Source organism: Planctomonas deserti, from assembly GCF_003067705.1.
GTDB lineage: Bacteria > Actinomycetota > Actinomycetes > Actinomycetales > Microbacteriaceae > Planctomonas > Planctomonas deserti.
Genome location: NZ_QANL01000236.1, coordinates 1 through 509, shown reverse-complemented (window position 1 = coordinate 509; position 509 = coordinate 1). Strand labels below are relative to the sequence as shown.

The window sequence follows — 509 nt, the reverse complement described above, 5'->3', positions numbered from 1 at the left end:
ATCGACGGCGCGCACGAGATCGACCCGGCGTGGGTGGCAGGCAAGCAGCATATCGGCGTGACCGCAGGTGCCTCGGCGCCGCAGGTGCTGGTCGATGGCGTGCTGGCGCGCCTGGCCGAGCTGGGCGCCAGCGGCGTGGGCGAGCTGGACGGCGAACCGGAATCGATGGTGTTCGCGCTGCCGAAGGAACTGCGCCTGCGTCTGGTCGACTGACCGGGAAAGGCCGCATCCACGCATGGCGTGGATCTACTGAAACCGCTCTGGTGGGTGCGAACTGCACACGGTGGGTGCGAACCTTGGTTCGCACGCTTTTGGGTGTGTGTGGATGAGCGGCCCGCCCATGACCTTTGGCCATGGGGCCGGGCACCGCACAGGCCTAGCATCGGAAGATTCTCCGTTGTTGGATGCTGCCGATGAAGACCCGAGCCTTGGCGATGTCGTTGCTGTTCGCGTTGGCGGCCACGCCTGCACTTGCGCAGACCTCGCCACCAGCAAACGTGCCGGCTCCC

Annotated in this window: 1 pseudogene; it reads left to right on the top strand. The window is 66.8% G+C overall.

The annotated features are described in order from the left end of the window. Window positions 1-213, top strand: a pseudogene (locus DAI20_RS20465) (4-hydroxy-3-methylbut-2-enyl diphosphate reductase); the annotation flags it as partial. Window positions 214-509: the final 296 nt, after the last annotated feature.